11 protein-coding genes are annotated in these 18,823 nt (G+C 43.8%); 10 read left to right on the top strand and 1 reads right to left on the bottom strand.

Translation table 11 applies throughout. The annotated features are described in order from the left end of the window. Positions 1–85 precede the first annotated feature (85 nt). The 3 genes from PTQ21_RS23490 (at position 86) to PTQ21_RS23480 (ending at position 3,672) form a co-directional block, all read left to right on the top strand. Positions 86–1,057: an alpha/beta hydrolase gene (locus PTQ21_RS23490; RefSeq protein WP_063562712.1), complete on the top strand. Its 972-nt coding sequence runs from the start codon at positions 86–88 to the stop codon at positions 1,055–1,057. A 327-nt stretch (positions 1,058–1,384) separates the two neighbouring features. Further along, complete coding sequence (locus PTQ21_RS23485; protein WP_079693850.1) at positions 1,385–2,692, top strand: NtaA/DmoA family FMN-dependent monooxygenase; 1,308 nt, start codon at positions 1,385–1,387, stop codon at positions 2,690–2,692. Between the two features lie 32 nt (positions 2,693–2,724). Next, on the top strand, positions 2,725–3,672 hold the full coding sequence (locus PTQ21_RS23480; RefSeq protein WP_079693849.1) for an ABC transporter substrate-binding protein: 948 nt from the start codon (positions 2,725–2,727) through the stop codon (positions 3,670–3,672). Between the two features lie 113 nt (positions 3,673–3,785). Here PTQ21_RS23480 and PTQ21_RS23475 read toward each other — a convergent pair whose 3' ends face one another. Beyond that, positions 3,786–4,619: an AraC family transcriptional regulator gene (locus tag PTQ21_RS23475; RefSeq protein WP_079693848.1), complete on the bottom strand. Its 834-nt coding sequence runs from the start codon at positions 4,617–4,619 to the stop codon at positions 3,786–3,788. 228 nt (positions 4,620–4,847) lie between these two features. Here PTQ21_RS23475 and PTQ21_RS23470 point away from each other — a divergent pair, with 228 nt between their 5' ends. The 7 genes from PTQ21_RS23470 to PTQ21_RS23440 all read left to right on the top strand — a co-directional run bounded on the left by PTQ21_RS23470 (position 4,848) and on the right by PTQ21_RS23440 (position 18,785). Continuing rightward, positions 4,848–6,206 (top strand): carbohydrate ABC transporter substrate-binding protein, encoded by a 1,359-nt coding sequence (locus PTQ21_RS23470; protein WP_079693847.1) that lies wholly within the window; start codon positions 4,848–4,850, stop codon positions 6,204–6,206. 94 nt (positions 6,207–6,300) lie between these two features. After that, positions 6,301–7,194 (top strand): carbohydrate ABC transporter permease, encoded by an 894-nt coding sequence (locus PTQ21_RS23465; protein ID WP_079693846.1) that lies wholly within the window; start codon positions 6,301–6,303, stop codon positions 7,192–7,194. 11 nt (positions 7,195–7,205) lie between these two features. After that, a complete protein-coding gene (locus tag PTQ21_RS23460) occupies positions 7,206–8,099 on the top strand; it encodes a carbohydrate ABC transporter permease (protein ID WP_079693845.1) in 894 nt (297 codons plus the stop codon). Between the two features lie 6 nt (positions 8,100–8,105). Continuing rightward, entirely contained in the window at positions 8,106–8,288 is a 183-nt protein-coding gene (locus tag PTQ21_RS23455) for a DUF6903 family protein (protein WP_256863549.1), read from the top strand. Between the two features lie 14 nt (positions 8,289–8,302). Further along, entirely contained in the window at positions 8,303–10,477 is a 2,175-nt protein-coding gene (gene gnpA / locus PTQ21_RS23450; RefSeq protein ID WP_079693844.1) for a 1,3-beta-galactosyl-N-acetylhexosamine phosphorylase, read from the top strand. A 35-nt stretch (positions 10,478–10,512) separates the two neighbouring features. Beyond that, a complete protein-coding gene (locus PTQ21_RS23445) occupies positions 10,513–17,760 on the top strand; it encodes an endo-alpha-N-acetylgalactosaminidase family protein (protein ID WP_079693843.1) in 7,248 nt (2,415 codons plus the stop codon). A gap of 98 nt (positions 17,761–17,858) precedes the next feature. Then, positions 17,859–18,785: an AraC family transcriptional regulator gene (locus PTQ21_RS23440; RefSeq protein ID WP_063562703.1), complete on the top strand. Its 927-nt coding sequence runs from the start codon at positions 17,859–17,861 to the stop codon at positions 18,783–18,785. Positions 18,786–18,823 lie beyond the last annotated feature (38 nt).

Below are 18,823 nucleotides of genomic sequence, written 5' to 3'. Positions count from 1 at the left end.
ATCTGGATTCAAATCGGGAATACTGGACCATTGGAGAGAGCAGTACTTCATTGGACATAATTAAGAGAGCGAGGAAACAGTAAATATGAATGAACCAAAAAGCAGAAGCAGACATCTGATCGATCAGGAGATAATAAGTGCAATTGATTTAATACCAGCCACCGATCTTTCCGCTGCCACACTAATGGAAGCACGGAAAAGTCAAACAAAAATGATGCAGCAAATCGATGTAACGCAGCTGTTTCCAGTCACATTCGAAGAAAGGGCGGTTCCAAGTTATTTTGGTGGTCCTGATATTCGTATCGAAATTATTAAACCCCTCCAACCAAAGAACAGTAAGATGCCGTTATATTATTCGATTCATGGTGGGGGAATGGTTATGGGCAGTCCGGTCGGTGAACGCCAAAGCAATGCGGCACTGGCTGTGCAACATGGTTTTTGCTGTGTATCTGTTTACTATCGGCTAGCGCCAGAACATATTCAGCCAAGTCAATTACAGGATTGTTATTCCGGCCTGAAATGGTGCATCGAGCATGCCGAGGAATTAGGGATAGATACCGAAAAAGTCGCTCTTGCAGGCAGCAGCGCCGGTAGTGGATTAGCAGCGGGGTTAGCCCTGTACATTCGCGACCAGAAGGAATTCGACATCCATCATCTAAGACTGCGCAGCCCAATGCTCGATGACCGTACAAGTATTTTGCCAGACCATCCTTATGCCGGCGAGTTTGTTTGGACCAAAAAAAGCAATTATTTCGGCTGGAAATCTGTCTTAGGTCACGAACCCGGACAAGAGGAAACAAGTGAATATTACGTGCCAGCGCGTGCAAAATCTCTTGCCGGTTTACCTCCCACTTATATGAGCATAGGCAGCATTGATTTGTTCATAGATGAAACCTTATTATTTGCCAAACAACTTGCCTTTGACGGTGTTTTGATCGAATTGCAAGTACTTCCTGGATATCATCATTTGGCGCCAATGTTTCCGAATGCACATTTTTCTCAAATAGGTGCCACCTCTAGTGAGTATGCCTTGTTGAAAGCTCTGGAGTTACTTTGATTATAAGACTAATTTAGAGGTCGAATCGGAACCGAGACAATAGGGTGGAAGCAGTACAAATGACACAAGTTAGAGTGTTGAAAGATAAAGTCGCATTGATGCGGCTTTTTTTGTTTTGTCGTGGGGCAAGAACCAGACCTTTTGCCGTCCAACCATAGTTTAGATAATTGTGCATATCGAATTTGTAACTTGTGTATTTAAATTTGCTTGAATCCTTGCTAAACTTTGTTTTGATAATGAGAATCATTATTATTTGGTGGGGGCAAAATTTGTCCGGAGGGCTTTCTAGAGCAAAACAATGATAAGAAATAAGAAAGGTTGGTAGAAATGACTTCAAACAGACAACTATGTATTGGATTGTCCTTAAATGCAACATGGAATAAAGGTGACGGTTGGCGGCACCCGGATAGCGGAGTAGAGCAGACAGGAACCATTGACTATTATATTCATTGGGCAAAAATGGCGGAGAACTCTAAGCTCGATTTTCTTTTCAGAGCTGATTATCTGTATATTAGCCCGCAGATGTTAGGCGATTCTTCCAATTTCGGCAGCACAGATCCTACTTTGTTTTTTGCAGCAATAGCTCGTGAAACCAACCGCATCGGACTCGTTACGACCATTTCTACCACGTTTAATCCGCCTTATGTTGTTGCCCGGCAGCTTCAGTCCTTAAACTGGCTAAGTAATGGGCGTGCCGGGTGGAATATTGTCACTTCTATTGAAGGCGCCGATAATTTCGGGAATTCGCCAATGCCATCACCGGAAGAACGGTATGCAAAGGCAATAGAATTTACGGAAGTGGTATGCAAGCTTTGGGATAGTTTTCCGAATGAGGCTATTGTTATTGACCGTGAGTCAGGCATGTTTTCAGATAAGGAAAAAGTGACTGCTATTCATCATTCCGGTGAATTTTTCAATGTAAAAGGGCCACTCACTTTACCTTCTCATCCATCGGGAACCATTCCTCTGTTTCAAGCTGGTGCTTCGGATATTGGACGGAATTTTGCTTCTTCCGTAGCGGATGCTATTTTTGCGGCAATGCCGGATCTTGAATCGGGCGTGGAATTGCGAAGTGATTTGAGAAAAAGAGCTGTAGAACATGGGCGCGATCCGAACACGATTAAAGTTTTGCCGGGGTTATTTTTTTTCCTGGCCGATACGCACGAAGAAGCGCTTGAATTACATAAGGCTGCTCATGCCCATTTAAGTCTTGAGCGCAGACACGGATCTTTGAAATCGTTGATGGGTCTTGATTTAAGCAGTTTCCCCTTAGATCAACGCGTAACCGAGGATATGCTGCCTGATCCTGATCAGGCTGTTCGCAGTCGCACACATGCTGAGCTGTTGCGCCGTTATATTACAAAATATCAGCCTACAGTAAAAGATATCCTGAATCGGCCTGAGGTTGTCGGATCTGCCCATTGGGTATCTGTGGGAACAGTCGAGACTGTAATGAATGATATTATTGAGCGGGTTGAGGCTGGTGCTATTGATGGATTCATCGCCCTGCCAGGCGGTTCAGAAAAATCGATGGAAATATTTTTTGAAAAGCTGATTCCAAAGTTAGTTGAAAGAGGTCTGTTCAGAAGTGAATATACCGGGGAAACGTTGCGAGATCATTTAGGAAATTCATAAAACACTGCATACACAGTAATTGGGGAGGACATATGAAAAGACTAACTGGATTGATTTTAACTGTAATTTTACTTGCAGGGGGGATACTGGCTGGTTGCTCCGAAACGCCCGTTGCAGTTACTCCTGAGGCCAGCAAGATCGAGGGTGAAGGATGGCCAAGAACCATTGAGGATGCCAGCGATAATGGGGTGATGCTTGAGAAACGACCAGAGCGTATAGCGGTGCTGCATCCATTATACTTAGATTACTTTTTTGCTCTGGATACACCTCCAATCGCATCAATAAGCGCTTCGGAAGCGATGGAGAAGTTTGCAACTTTACAGCCTTACGCCGGGTCTACTGATATTATTGATTTGGGTAGCGACTCAGCGAATTTGGAAAAGATTATTGAGGCCCAGCCTGATGTGATTGTAACCTTTAAGGGGTCTGTGGATACCATCTATGATGAGTTGAACAAGATTGCTCCAGTCATCTTAATCGACTACACCGATACCTGGGAAAAAACAACGATGCTCCTCGCTGAGGTTGTTGGAAAAGAAGAGCTCGCAGAACAATTGATTAAGGAAACCCAAGAAATGATAGCACAAACGAAAGAACATTTAGGTACTCTTGAGGATAAGACCTTTGCCTTGTTACGGGTTGATGGAAAAGCTAATTTTATTGCTCAAGGATCTAAAAATACAATGTACTACAATCAAACTGCAGGCTTTGGATTATTGGCACCGAAGGGATATCCTGAGGGTGGCGAGGCGCTTACGCTGGAGGGACTATACGACATGAATCCCGATTATATTATTGTCCAGCATGATATTGATGTCGCAAAGGCAGCCGTTAAGGAAAAGGAAACTTCGAAGGTGTGGAACTCACTGGAGGCAGTAAAAAATAACCATGTTGTTATCTTTGATAATTCCCTCAATAGTGCGAGTATTCTGGCTGTTCGTTTGGCTTCAGAGTATTTCCTGAAATTAGCTGAACAATAATTCATAATACAAGAAGTCCGATTGCTGATACTGAGCGCAATCGGACTTTTTTGCTCTAGGGAGACAAGCATATAGTTGCATTAGAAGTTACCTAGTTGGCGATTAATTTGAGCTCATTTTTTTGTCTGAAGACGATAACCGCTTGGAGTTAGGCCACAGCACCGGCGGAAATTTTGTGAGAAGTAGCTTTGAGAGGAAAAACCAGTGGATTCCGCAACTTGAGCAATGGAAAGATCTGTGGTTTCTAGTAGCTCCTTGCTCGCACGAATCCTGACCTCATTGAGATAATTAATAGGTGACATACCGTAATATTTAGCAAAAGTATGTGCCAGATAATATTTGCTGATATGCGCCTTTTCTGCCAGAGAGTGGAGCGAGATTTCCTCCGCATAGTTCGAGTCAATATGTCGCTTAATCCGACTGCATATCTTGTCAGCCCTTTGCGTGGTTACAACAGAGAAGGGATGACCAGATCTTCGCATTAAACTAATGATTACAATCTCAAGTAAGTTTTGACAGACGTCCTCATAGTTCTCATTCTTGTTTTCGGTTTCCGAGAGCATAGCGTTGAAATACAACAAGAGTTCATTCCTCTGTTTTGAATAATTGATAATTTCATGATTACGGGTTCCACTTTGCTTTCCAAAATCAAAACTCATCCCCTCAACCCCAAGCACTACATACTCCAAAGGGTCACTCCCAATGGATACTTCGGTATGCTCTACGTTCGGGTTCACGATGACAAGATCGTCCTGCTGCACCGAAAAAATCTCATCCTCTACGATGAAATTCCCTCGTCCACTTCGGACATAAAACAGCTCCGCGAAGTTATGAGAATGACGAATGCTGAACCAATCTCCTTCATAAATGGAAGTGCTAACATAGATTAGCTTTGCGGGAATCTCTCCACGTCCCTTTCCGGGAAGCCAATAGCGTACATTTCCCATCTGCAGTCCGTCCTTTCCTCAATCTCATTTAGTGAACTACAGTTAAACCAATTTCAACGTTTTATGTTGTGAAAAAATTGTTAATTTATAAATTTATTATATTAGCAAGATATATAAAATCAACGACAACATGTATGTAGATATAAAGAGGCCGTTAAGATAAATTAAAAGGGCGAGAAAGAATGTAAGCGGTTACGTATGATCACTAAATATAGGGGGAATGGATTTATGAAAAAAATTCTTAGCCTTGCGATCACGGCAGCATTGACTCTTAGCTTGGCAGCCTGCGGCAGCTCTTCTGAAAATGGCTCTAATTCAACAAAGGATTCAACCGGCACGAACTCGGCAACATCTACGGAACAACGTACTCTTAAGCTAGCTGCTTTGGAAACCGCTTACGGGGCTGATGTATGGAAAGAAATTACGGCTGCCTTCGAAAGCGCCAACCCTGGCGTGAAAGTCGAAACGACGATTGACAAAAATATTGAAGATGTCATTGGACCCGGCATGAAATCTGGTGAGTTTCCTGATGTTATCCATTTGGCAACGGGCCAGCCGAAGGGCTTGACTGAAACCTTTGTCAAAGATAATAACCTAACTGACCTTTCAGATGTGCTGTCCATGACCATACCCGGCGAAAGTGTAACCGTCAAGGATAAGCTGATTCCAGGCTTCACTGATACAACGATCACGAATCCGTATAACGATGGAAAGACCTATCTCATGCCTATGTTCTACAGCCCTACCGGTTTGTTTTATAACGAGGGTTTATTTGAACAAAAAGGTTGGAAAGTTCCTACGACTTGGGACGAAATGTGGGCTCTAGGTGATCAAGCTAAAGCCGAGGGTATTTCACTATTTGCTTATCCGACGTCAGGTTACTTTGACTCTTTCTTCTATGCTTTGCTCAACGAGGTGGGCAGCGCGGATTTCTTCACTAAAGTGACGCATTACAACGAAGGCATTTGGCAAACCCCAGAAGCTCAACAAACGGTTGAACTGATCGGTAAACTGGCTACTTACACCGAAAAAACGGTTCCCGCAAATGCCAACAAAGATAACTTTACCAAAAACCAACAACTGATTCTGGACAATAAAGCACTCTTCATGCCTAACGGTACTTGGGTCGTTGGCGAAATGAGCAAAGCTCCGCGAGCAGAAGGCTTCAAATGGGGCTTCACAGCTCTTCCGGCAATAAAAGACGGTGGCGACCGTTATTCGTATACCTTCTTCGAACAAATTTGGATTCCTGCCAAAGCGGAAAACGCAGATCTGGCAAAACAATTTATTGCTTATCTTTATTCCGATGAGGCAGCAGCCATTTTTGCAAAGGTTGGCGCGATTCAACCGATCAAAGGTATGTCCGACAAATTGGATGGAGACAACATGCTTTTCTACAGCATCTATGACAATGGGGCAAAGGCTGCTATGGGTGCATTTGCAACAACAGACCCTGTCGAAGGGGTGAATATATCGGATGCAGTGTTTGCTTCCATTGACTCCCTTGTCACAGGTGCTAAAACACAGCAACAGTGGGTTGAGGGAATCATTAAAGCAAGCGACGCCTTGCGGGGAGCATTGAAATAATAAAGAGGCCGAGGGCCTTGAGAATGTATCAGGATCATGGCGGGCGACCTGGGCTGACCACCATGATCTGACCTTTGGGAGGAGAGAGAAAGCCATGGATATGAAAAAAGGAAGAGGACGTTTTATCTTCTTCTGTCTAGCACCCGCCGTCCTCCTTTTTGCAATTTTCTTACTTATTCCTACGATCGATGTCTTTCGGATGTCATTGTACAAGTGGGGCGGCTATACCGATAACAAAACCTTCGTAGGTTTGCAGAATTTCAATAGACTGTTTCATAGCGATAAGTTTTATCAGACCTTTCAAAATAGTGTTCTGCTCATTGTTCTGGTTACAATCGTGACCTTTGCTCTGGCACTTCTGTTTGCATCGATGCTCACACGTGAAAAACTCAAAGGGCAAAATGTTTTACGCGTAATCTTCTATATTCCTAACATTCTGTCTGTGGTTGTCATCAGTGCAATCTTCTCAGCAATTTACGATCCGAACAGTGGGCTTTTGAATTCATTGTTAAAGCTATTTCGAGGGTTACAAGCAGAGCCTGTCCTATGGCTAGGAGATCAGAAAATGGTTATTTTTAGTCTTGCAGGCGCTATGATCTGGCAGGCCATCGGCTATTACATGGTGATGTATATGGCTAGTATGGCCAACATTCCAGAGAGCTTATATGAATCGGCAGGACTTGAGGGGGCAGGGCGAATGGCTCAGTTTTTCCAGATAACCATTCCGTTAATCTGGACGAACATACGGACGACGCTCACCTTTTTCATCATCAGTACGATTAACATGAGTTTCTTGTTCGTGATGACGATGACAAGCGGCGGTCCAGACGGTGCCACCGAAGTGTTCCTCAGTTATATGTATAAAGAAGCTTATACTAATTCCTCTTATGGCTATGGGATGGCCATCGGTGTAATTGTGTTCCTGTTCTCGTTTGCGCTTGCTGGGATACTAAACGCAGTTACCAGACGAGAGCATTTGGAATTTTAGGAGGGAATAAGATGAATACAAACAACCGCTCACGGAGAGGTGTTAGCGACAAATTATATAAAGGCTTCATTTACGTGATACTGATCGCTTTAGCTATTCTCATCCTCATCCCTGTTCTATGGGCATTCATGGCCTCCATCAAACAAGACAGTGAGTTTTACGGCAGTCCCTGGGCACTACCAGCCGGGATGCATTTACAGAACTTTGCTGATGCATGGCTCAAGGCAAAAATGGGTTCTTTTATGCTCAATTCCGTATTGGTGACGGTAATCGCACTGGTGCTTCTACTTATTGTGGCATTGCCTGCGTCCTATGTACTTTCTCGTTTTAAATTTAGAGGGAACGGATTCTGGAATATGATGTTTATGGCGGGTTTGTTTATTAATGTAAACTATATCATTGTTCCTATCTTTCTGATGCTTAATAACGGCGACAAGATGCTCCGCGGCATACTGGGACACCCTTTTTTGCTGAACAACCTGTTTGTTCTCGCGGTGGTTTATGCTGCGATGGCACTGCCATTTACGATCTATCTCATGTCGGGATATTTTAAATCGCTGCCCAAAGAATTTGAGGAAGCGGCCTCGGTGGACGGTGCTGGCTATTTTCGTACTATGGTGCAAGTCATTATGCCTATGGCCAAACCCAGTATCGTAACGGTTATTCTGTTCAATTTCCTGTCCTACTGGAACGAATATATTATCTCTATGACGCTCCTAACCAAACCGACCCTGAAGACATTACCTGTCGGCTTAATGAACCTGATGGCGGCGCAAAAATCCGCAGTTCAGTATGGTCAGATGTATGCAGGTCTGGTGCTGGTCATGCTTCCAACCTTGATTATATATATTCTGGTACAAAAAAAGCTAACCCAAGGTATGACGATGGGCGGGCTGAAAGGATAAGGTGCGATGATGGAAGACTCTACAAAGAATTATTTGCGTAATTTGTTGATGCTGATTGTTTTTATCGTCGGTATCGGATTGGTCATTGTCGGCCAAAAGAACATTGGAGCTCCCGGACTAGGTCTCATGTTGCTTGGGCTCGCTATGCTGATCGGTCTGCTATGGCTATATAACCGAAAATATAAATAGAGGAGTTTTCAACCATGAGTACAAAAAGAGGACGTGTAACGATCCCTACTGATTTAGACGTTATTCCGCAAACCCTGGAGATCATGAAACGCTGGGGAGCCGACGCTGTACGTGATTGTGATGGAACTGACTTTCCCGCCGAACTGCGGGATATCGATGCCAAGGTCTATTCCACTTATTATACAACCCGTAAGGATAACGTATGGGCTAATGCCAACCCTGAAGAGATTCAACAAATGTATTTGATGACTCCCATTCATACGGCTGAAGGCCAAAGCATTTCCATTTCCCTTATGAAGGGGATTTATCCCGACATGCTCAAAGTGAATTGTCGCGACGATATTCAGCGCTGGTGGGAAGTCATCGATCGTACAACCGGAGAGGTCGTTCCGACCGAACAATGGAGCTATGACGACAAAATCGGCGATGTCACCATCACAACCCAGCCGTTCCATGACTATACCGTTAGTTTTTTGGCTTATATTATGTGGGATCCGGTTCATATGTACAATGCGGTCACCAATGAATGGAAAGATGTCGAGCATCAAATTACCTTTGATGTTCGTCAACCGAAGACTCGTAAGTATACGATGGAGCGAATTCGCAAGTTTATCGAAGATCATCCTTATGTCAATGTGATTCGCTATACAACCTTCTTCCACCAATTCACCTTGGTTTTTGATGAGCTCGCTCGTGAAAAATATGTGGACTGGTACGGCTATTCAGCCTCAGTTAGCCCTTATATCCTCGAACAGTTTGAGGAAGAGATCGGGTACAGGTTCAGACCTGAATTTATTATCGACCAAGGATACTACAATAACACCTATCGAATACCTACGAAAGAGTTCCGTGATTTTCAAGCATTCCAGCGTCGGGAAGTGGCGAGCCTTGCCAAAGAAATGGTCGATATTACCCACGAATGTGGTAAGGAGGCCATGATGTTCCTGGGTGATCATTGGATCGGCACAGAGCCTTTCATGGAGGAATTTGCATCAATCGGTCTGGATGCCGTAGTTGGCAGTGTAGGAAACGGTTCAACACTAAGGCTGATCAGCGATATCCCGGGCGTGCAATATACGGAAGGCCGTTTCTTACCTTACTTTTTCCCGGATACCTTTCATACAGGCGGGGACCCCGTAAAGGAAGCCAAAGTAAATTGGGTCACCGCGCGACGTGCGATTCTCCGCAAACCGATCGATCGGATCGGCTACGGCGGATATCTTAAGCTAGCCCTTGATTTTCCCGAGTTTATTGATTATGTAGAAAGCGTTACGGATGAGTTCCGTACGCTCTATGACAATGTACAGGGAACCTCGCCGTATTGCGTCAAGTCAGTAGCCGTGCTCAACTGTTGGGGCAAAATGCGGGCCTGGGGGAACCATATGGTCCATCATGCACTTTATTACAAGCAAAATTACAGTTATGCCGGTATTATTGAAGCTCTCTCTGGTGCACCTTTCGAAGTGAGCTTCATCAGCTTCGACGATATCAAAGAAAATCCTTCCGTTTTAGATGATATTGACGTCATATTAAACGTCGGAGATGCAGATACGGCCTATACGGGTGGAGAATGGTGGCTGGATACGGATATTGTTACCGCCGTAAAAAGGTTTGTTTATGAAGGCGGTGGATTTATCGGTGTTGGCGAACCCACAGCGCATCAGGCGAATGGGCGCTTTTTCCAACTGGCCAACATCCTCGGTGTAGAGGAAGAACGTGGCTTTACGCTGGGTTATGATAAATATAACTGGGATGAGCATGAACATTTCATTACGGCAGATTGTAAAATCAATCCGGATGGAAGCAAGGAAATCAACTTTGGAGAAGGCAAAAAAAATATTTTTGCCCTTGAAGATACTACGATTCTCCGTCAAACGGACAAGGAAGTTCAACTTGCGGTGAACGAATTCGGCGACGGGCGAAGCGTATATATAAGCGGTTTACCATATTGCTTCGAGAATAGCCGCTTGCTGTACCGTGCGATCCTCTGGAGCGCCCACAGCGATCAGGAGCTGAACAGCTGGTTCAGTGAGAACTATAATGTTGAGGTTCATGCTTATGTGGAAAAGGACAAATTCTGCGTCGTGAATAATACGTATGAGCCACAGGAAACAGTCGTTTACCGCGGTGATGGCTCCAGCTTCTCACTGAAGCTGGATGCAAATGAGATCAAGTGGTACGAAATATAAAAAATCCAGCATTCTATTGTAGGAGGAATGATTTGATGCGGAAAAAAAATAATAAAATGATATTCAAATTATGGATTTGGATGATGGTTTTATTGGTTGCTTCAAGTCAGTTGATGGTACTCCCTAGCAATACTGCTTATGCTATTTCAGGAGAATTTGGTGAATTGCCAATTGAGCCACAGGAAAAAACGATCGAGAGCATCCCCCCGATTAAGGTTGAAACATACGTTGATGAGCAGCCATCAATTCCATCGGTAATACAGGCAGTATACAGTGACAGCACTACCGCAGAAGTCATGGTGAGCTGGGATCCAATTGAATCTTCTGACTATGCGCAGGTAGGGACATTTACCGTAAAGGGATCTGTAGAGGGAACGAGTATTAAAGCTGAAGTTGCAATCACGGTGTTTGAAAAGAGTAAGGAAACAACAGGAAATGTAGATATAGATACATTCTTGGCAGAATTAAAAAATAATGTTCCAAGTAATCAAGAGGTTGTTTCTTATATGAATAACTATCAGTCTATGGAACCGGAAGCCATGACTTTCGTCAAAGGAAATGGAAATACTTCAGTAAACAATGGATTGACAGTAACGATTAACAATCTGGGTGGCAGTGGAGCTATAGCAACATGGGATAAGGCTCCTTGGCTCTCCGGCGGAGTCATAGATACAACGATGCGGTATACCAGCACAAATCAAAGCAATATTGGATTTGTTCTAGGATCTAATGATAGTAACCAAGGCATAGCTATTCGTTATGATGCCGGCACAACCTGGGTTATTCAGAGTCCGGATGGTACAAGTAAGTGGGAAACATTTGACGGACCAGAACTAAAAATGGACACAGATTATCACATTCAGATCGGCTTTAATGGTATGAAGCTTCTGATCATTGTAGACGACGTGACTTATTACAATAAGAATACTGATTTATTGAGTTCGTTGTCTGGATTAGGTCAAGTCGGGCTGTATAAGCGCTATGCTACAGGAGAGATTGCCATCAAGAGTGTGAGAATTGAAGGTGTGGGCACGAGGGAGAAGCCTTCAAACATTGTTAATTATGTTCAAGATTATGAAGACCCCAATTATACACCCCATTGGTCGGGGCTGAAAGCAACGGTCGTGACGGATATTACGGGCAATAAAGTTCTCTCCCTTAAAAAAGGATCTAGCGAACGAGGTGTGGATCTGGATTCGCCACGAATTCAACAAGGAACTCTTTCATTAGATTTCAAACTGGTAAATCCGGACAAATTGGTTAGCGGACAAGGATTTGCTTTTGGTTTCAGAATGAATGATTCAGCAAGTATTTTCAATGAACTCGGGGTTGATCCGAGCAGTTGGATACCGGAGTCCAATACGGGCTGGGGAGATAAGCAAGAGATTCCTTATCCGATTCAAGGGCGTTGGAACAATCTCATGTTTAATTTTAATGGTAAGAAAATAACGGTTTTTTTGAATAAAAAGCGGATTGGCGACATTACGTTTGAACAGTATTCTGAAGCAGCTGGGCGTTTCGGACTTCGCATTAGAAGCACTGTAGAGCTACAAATCGACAATGTACAATATACGAATGAGATCATTGAACCCAAACAAATTGCACAATACAGTAATGATTTTGAGGATGGAATTAAAGGTACTTGGACTGGTGCTGATTCTACTATTATTACAGAAGGCAGTAATCGGGTATTGAGACTATCCAATATCAAAGACAATGTAATGAACTTGGATGCACCGTCCTTGCAAAGCGCCACATATATGTTGAATGTGAAGCCAGCAACATCGGATATCGGATTTGTTATAGGCGATGGTGCTATTGTGAAATATGAAGGCACGAAATGGGTATTGTTGAATAAGGATGGGACCAGCACTGACTTTGTCATTTCTGATGCGATGGAATTCAATCCTTTACCTAATACCTGGAACAAAGTTGGACTTCAATACTCTGATCATTCTGTGATCTTAAGTATTAATGGCGCTACATTGCAAGCAAACTTACCGACAGGGCAGCAACTCGGGGAAGGGTCTTTTGGGGTAGTTGCGCAGAATTACATTTATATTGATAATGTTGTTTTTACTGAAGAATTCCTTGATATGAATACGTCTTCATCCCATGTTGGCAAGCTGAGATATGAAGAGTACTATGAAGGTGATTCAATCGTAAATTGGGAAGGCTTCAAGGATACGCCGCAAGTTTCTAGTGGATATTTGCAAGGGATGTTGGATGCTGGAACGGCTGCTATCAATAAGGATGTAACACCAGTAGCCAACGGCATATATCAAGTGAAAATGCAGTCGGATGGAGCTACTGGGATTACACTTGGAAATATCGTGATTTACGAAGAAAGTCCGGGGAATTGGAAATACAAGCTGGAAGGCAGTAATGATGCCTTTGCGATTGGTGCTACTACTGCACTTGCTTCTGGCAAAGATTACACGCTACGTGTAGAAATGATCGAGAACGAGCTAGGCCTTTACGTGAATGGAATTAGGGCTGGCAGTGTGAATGTAACTGGATATACACCAGGTTCATTTGGCATCTACAATTCTGTGACCCATGCGATTCAAGCCAAGATAGACGCGATCACTGCAGAAGAGGTTCGGGTGTATGCACCAGATTATAATGCGCAGAACTGGGGTCCTCTTGATAACAGTAAACCAGAGGTTCTCGCCAATGGAGACAGCCAAATCCGATTGAACATGCCAGGGGTTTCATTAGCCGTGGATAAGGATAGCCCTAAATTCGCTGATCAGGCAATCATTTTTGAATTTAACACCAATGTTTCCGCTGGAGCAGATGGTGGCCGTTATGGTTTTATCGTGAGAGGTTCGGCAGCTGACAAATATGTAGGTGTCGTTCATGATATTAATGGGAAGTGGAAGGTCACAACAAGTAACGGGAATGAGATAGCCTTTCCCAATACGTATCAGATAAAGGCCAATACAAATTATCATATTGAGCTTCGTTTGGTGGGAACAACGGTTAGTCTCAACATTACGGGTCCTGATGGCGTAGCAACAGATATGGGTTCGATATCTGAAGAATCGATGGCTGTTGTGCCGGGTTGGTTTGGTCTTCGTTCATGGTATGGAACCAAACAAATGACGGTGAGAAACCTCAAAATGGTCGAACTTGAGTCGCTACCTAAGCTGAAACTGGCGCAAGAGACAGATACGATTGAGAATGATGGTATGACCGTTACTGTATATAAAGATTTTCCAGGCATTGTAGAGTATCAAGTGAATCATCACACGCTACAGGCCGACGTGGAGCAAACGAATAGCGTGAAGATTAATAATAAGGATTATGTACCGCGTACAGTATCGAAGAAAGACAGTGCTAGCACATATCAGTACACGATGACGTTTGATGAGATCGGCGTTGTGATTGATGGACATCTCGAGGCAAAGGCGAACAATGTAGTGCGATTTGAAATTGATAAAATTTCCGACGGCCCGGATTTCTTAGTGCGTTCGATTCAAATGAACAACGCTCTGATCCATGTGAATAGTTCAATGAAAGATGCATCGTATGCATGGAGTAAGTCAAACGGGGAGTGGCACGGAGTCTCAGAGGAACTGGTTGACGATATGTCTCTTATGAAGCAAAGCGGTACGACCGGTGTAACGATGGTTATGGTGAGTGGAGATGGCTTGGCAACATCGGCAGAGGACAACGTCATGAGTGGTGGCAATAAATTGATAATCACCACAGAGAAAAAACCGCTTGTCAATAAAATAACGGTGAAGCCAGGCAGTTGGACGTATCGACATCTTCAAAGTAGTGAGACTGAAGAGTTGCCATGGTATGAAGTGGTCGTCACTGGGGAACGCAATAACGACGAAAAGACAGATTGGCAAGATGCGGCTGTTGCTTACCGAACGGAAATTTACAATGAGCCATTTGGCGCACAGGATATGAAGAACAATATGATGTACATTGCTTTCAACTTTGCGAGTCAAGCCAATGATCCGTTCTTGAACAGTTTGGATACGGGGAAAGTTCTGTACAATTTTACAGACGGTTTTGGACAGATGATTCTGCATAAGGGGTATCAGGCGGAAGGGCATGATGATGATATTCCTTCCTACTCTAATATTGGTGTACGACAAGGTGGATTGGATGATTTCAATTATTTGATCGATGAGGGGGATAAGTACAACCTTCACGTCGGCGTACATTTGAATGCAACCGAATATCATCTCGATGCCAACGAACTGGATTACTCCAATTTAACTGGGGCTACAGCTAATGGACCGAAGACAGATAAGCTCTCCAAAGGTTGGGATTGGATCGATACGGCTTATTATGTAGATCAAACGAAGGATGTCCTGAGTGGTGAACTGAAATCACGGTTAACCAATCTATATAATCTCACGAAGGACGCCAACGACCCTAATGATCCTGCGTTAGATTTCTATTATGTAGACGTGTATACCGGCAATGACTACAATGCCTATAAATTGTTGCAATATGCCAATGGTCTTGGAGTCAAAGTAGGAACAGAATTCTCAGGTCCGATTGAACCAGGTGTGGATTTCGTTCACTGGGGTCCGGATTTAGGATATCCCAATAAAGGGAACAAGAGTATCCTTTCTAGAATGGTGAAGAACAATCTCGATATTTTTGTAGGGAATGCTTTATTTAAAGGACAAAAAATCCCTGGTGTGACCACTTGGGGCGATTCTAAGCCAGACGTACAGCAGGGTGTAACAGTATTCTTCAATGAAGTATTGCCGACGAAGTATATACAGCATTTCGGTGTACTGAAATATGAAGAGGACCAAGTAACTTTTGATAATAATGTCGTCTCTAAGAGAAATAAATCCACTGGTATGATTGAGCTTACCAAGAATGGCAAGCTGATCTCTTCTTGGAAAGATACCGGAACGACTACCGATGAATCAGTGCGCCATACAGGTGAGGCTAACTCGTTAATTCCATGGGTTTGGGATATCAAAGCTAATCAAATCTTGGGTGTTAACGATGGTGCGAAGCTGTACCATTGGAACACAACAGGTAACTCTACCACTTGGCAGTTGACGGATGAATTTAAAGATGTGAAACAGTTTAATATGTACGAATTGACCCAACAAGGTAAAGTTCTGGTGGATACGCTGGTCGCTCGGAATGAATCTCTTACGATTACGAAGGCAAAGAAAAATACGCCTTATGTATTGTATCCAGCAACTGCTGATGCCCTGACTTTGGTGCCTAATGCAGGGAATTGGGGAGAAGGCAGTTTGATCAAGGATTTTGCCTTCAATTCAGAGAAGTTCAATGTTCCAGGTTCATGGACAGTCGATGATCCAGCAAACATTACAATCAAGACTGTTCAAGGGGATACAGAATACGATATCACTAAAGAAATGAACAAATCGAATTGGAACAGATACGCAGAGGTCGGTAGTAATTCAGGTGTAATCTCACAGGAGATTACCGGATTGCAGCCTGGTCAGGATTACACCGTCGGAGTGTGGACACAGACTGAAAAGGGGAGGGAATCCTCGCTTCAGGTCACGATTAATGGTCAAACCTATTCCAATCATGTGACAGGTCAGGATGGCATCCATAAATCATCCTTCAAGTACGTGGACACCAAATGGCAAAGAATGAATGTTGAATTCAAGGTTCCAGCAGGCATTAATTCCGCGACAGTTAAGCTTGTAGCTGATCCGGGAGCGGGTACTGTTCAATTTGATGATGTGCGAATTTGGAAACATACAACTGTAGAGAAAGACCCTACGAATAAGAGCTATGTTGTATATGAGGATTTTGAAAATGTGTACGAAGGCTGGGGTCCTTTTGAGTACGGTGGTGGGGATAGGCAAATTCATATTGCAACCGATCAAAGTAATAAACAGGATAACAATCCCGTTGTATCCGCATCTGAGAACAAGGTTGGTCCTGTAATGACCTGGGTTCTGGATGGTGAGAATTCGTTGAAAGTTAATGAAACCGATGTTGGTAAATTAATAAAAACGAATGAATCCAGCGTGAAAATGGAACCAAACACAGAATATGACTTAGGCTTTATTTACACCTTAGAAAAGTATGCTGGTTATGAGGTTTCTGTACAATCACGCTCCACTGGTGAAATTGTGCTGAAGGAAACACTGAGCACGCTACCTAATCCGGGTAATAAAGCGGGTGAAGATGGGGGTTATATTCGCTTCCAGAAAAAATTCACAACAGGTGCTCAAAACGATTACCAAGTTATTTTCAAAATGGTATCCAAAGGCGCTGGAGGCCCTACTTCTGATTACGCCTTCATTCTGGATGATTTCTACATTAAATCAGAATCGGAAGTTAATATCGTATCTATTGAGAATGTACAGGTTGAAACGGAAGCTGGTTCTACACCGATATTGCCTTCGCAAGTGACTGTGACATTGAGTAATGATACGACTGAGAATGCTACCGTTGTATGGGAAGCGATTGATCCTTCCCTTTATGCACAGGCAGGTACTTTTCAGGTGAAAGGCGCGGTCAATGGGACGGACATTAAAGCGATTGCGACTGTCAAAGTAAAGGCGAAAGACAACAGCAATCCGGGTACAAATCCAGGAACAGGATCAAACCCAGACACCGGATCAAATCCAAGCACTGGTACGAAACCCGATACCAAGCCTAATCCTGGTACAGGAACAAATAATGGGTCTGATCAGGATAACCAAACTGGAGCTAAGCCGGATACGGGTAACACCAAACCCAAAGCATTTCTCGATACGGTTGGACACTGGGCAAGCAAGGAAATTGAAGCTCTTGTGAGCAAAGGGATTATCAAGGGCATGAATGATCAGAAATTTGCTCCAGATCTGACGATAAACCGTTCTGAAATTGCAGCGATGTTAACCCGAGCATTTGGTCTTAAGGCTGAAGGGTCATCATCATTTAAAGATGTAACCGAAGATAAGTGGTATAAGGATGATGTTCGTGCTGTGGCGGATGCAGGTTTGTTTAAGGGGTATGCGGGTAATTTATTTGAACCTATGAAACCCTTAAACCGTGAAGAGATGGCCGTTATAATAGTAAGAACCCTTGAGATGAAAGGGAGGTTGCCAGAAGTCTCCGATACAACGCAAATGGTACTGTCTAAATACAAAGATGCGGATAAGGCTGGAATCTGGTCCAGGGAAGCATTAGCGATTTGCATTGAGCTTGAACTCATTCAAGGAACACCAGATCACAAGCTTAATCCGAAACGTAATCTGACCCGGGCTGAGGCAGCAGTTTTATTTAGCAGATTATTAACGTATTGTGAAAAGAGCATCATCTGATTTACCTAGTTGAAAAATATTCAAAGAGGCAGACCGACTTCCGGTTTGCCTTTTTGCCATGCAAACGTATAATGAGAGCTTGAAGGGAGAGGAACGCCATGACCATCGAAGCCAGCTTCCGCCGGGCCAATCAAATATGCAATCGTTATATTACAAAAGTGGAGCAAACAGGGCTTTCATTGTCCATTTTGTATTGGGGATTCATGCCCGATCATTTCGACAATGCCTTCCACCGGCATTCCTTTTTTGAGGCTTGTTATGTGGTAGACGGTGAAGGAAGCTACATAGAACAAAACCAGCATTATGCTTTAAATAAAGGAACAGCATTTCTATCTCTTCCGGGCGTATGGCATCAAATCCGCAGCCAGACCGGATTGACGCTTTCTTATGTGGCTTTCGAACTGGATGAGACCCACACAGATGCTTATTATACTGAATCCTTCCGTCGCCTTGCCGAGCTTGGACAAAGCGTAGCCCAGCAAGCGGACCTTACGCCAACTGGCCATTTATGGCAAGCGCTCATTACTTCTTTCGACCAGCCTGGGGCAACCCTTCCTCTTGCTGTAAAGCAAATTTCCGCTTCTCTGTTGTTATCGATAGCAGATTTGCACGTTCCGACTCGAACAGACTCGGCTGACACGGGAGAGCAGCCCGTGGAACCAAATACGTTGTTCCGACAGGCCAAACGGTACATTGATGATAATCTGATCAATGAGCTTACGCTTATGACGGTGTCAAGGCACCTCCACATTTCATCCCGTCACCTGACCCGATTGTTTCAGGAAAATCTGGGGCAGTCCTTCGTTCATTACATTCAGGAACGGCGCGTGCGGCAAGCCGCTGGGCTGTTGTTAAATGAACAGACACCAATTAAAGATATCGCCATCCAGTGCGGGTTCCAATCCGTGCATTATTTTACCCGGATATTCACCCGCGAGCTTGGTGTTTCCCCGGCCAAATTCCGACGCAATCAGTTTGCCGAAGGCCGCTCTGGCAAAATGCATTACCCACCCCGAATGTCCTGATTGTACAAAAACACAGCTTGATCGTTTAAAGACAGCAC

The sequence above is a fragment of the Paenibacillus marchantiae genome, assembly GCF_028771845.1.
In the GTDB taxonomy this organism is placed as follows: Bacteria; Bacillota; Bacilli; order Paenibacillales; family Paenibacillaceae; genus Paenibacillus; species Paenibacillus marchantiae.
Note: the sequence above shows the minus strand (reverse complement) of the source record. Positions and strands in the feature narration are given on the sequence as shown.